This is a genomic window from Rhodosalinus sp. FB01 (assembly GCF_041365715.1).
Taxonomy (GTDB): Bacteria; Pseudomonadota; Alphaproteobacteria; order Rhodobacterales; family Rhodobacteraceae; genus Rhodosalinus.
In genome coordinates this window covers 1-491 of sequence record NZ_JBGFSH010000063.1, presented here as the reverse complement: position 1 = coordinate 491, position 491 = coordinate 1, and the positions used below count along the sequence as shown (strand labels likewise).

Here is a 491-nt window from a genome sequence, read left to right as displayed (position 1 = left end):
CCAACGGCCGGCGCGTCTTCGCGATGGAAATCAGCCCCGCCTATATCGATGTCGCCGTGGACCGTTGGCAGGCGGAAACGGGGCGCGACGCGATCCTCGACGGCGATGGCCGGGCTTTCGCGGCAGTGAAGGAAGAGCGGCTGGGCGACAAGGCCGATGCCGCTGCATGAGACAGTCACGCACCATGTCGATGGTCGAGGCCGCCACCAATGTTGTCGTCGGCTACGTTCTGGCGATCGCCACGCAGATCGTCGTGTTCCCATGGTTCGGGATCGAGACGGGGCTCGCGGAGCACTTGGGCCTGGGCGTCGCCTTCGTTGGGGTCTCGCTGGTGCGCGGCTACCTGCTGCGGCGGCTGTTCGAAGTGATCAGGGTGCGGTGGCGTGGGTAGCTATTCGGACCATCCTTCCGTTCGCCGCACACGCCCGATTTCTGCTGCGACCGCGCGGGTGATCATTGGCAGCCTGTTAGGTTGGGCAGGGAGTAGACAT

Annotated in this window: 1 protein-coding gene and 1 pseudogene; both read left to right on the top strand. The window is 65.2% G+C overall.

Translation table 11 applies throughout. The features are described 5' to 3' along the window. Positions 1 to 170: pseudogene (locus AB6A65_RS16580) on the top strand (DNA methylase); the annotation flags it as partial. After that, the gene (locus tag AB6A65_RS16575) at positions 167 to 391 is read left to right on the top strand and encodes a hypothetical protein (RefSeq protein ID WP_371039487.1); all 225 of its coding nucleotides are present in this window, start codon (positions 167 to 169) and stop codon (positions 389 to 391) included. The pseudogene AB6A65_RS16580 and the gene AB6A65_RS16575, both read left to right, overlap by 4 nt. Positions 392 to 491 lie beyond the last annotated feature (100 nt).

Bases quoted from the DNA above. Each gene is read 5' to 3' on its own strand.
- AB6A65_RS16575 (WP_371039487.1), top strand. From the start codon at position 167: ATGAGACAGTCACGCACCATGTCGATGGTCGAGGCCGCCACCAATGTT.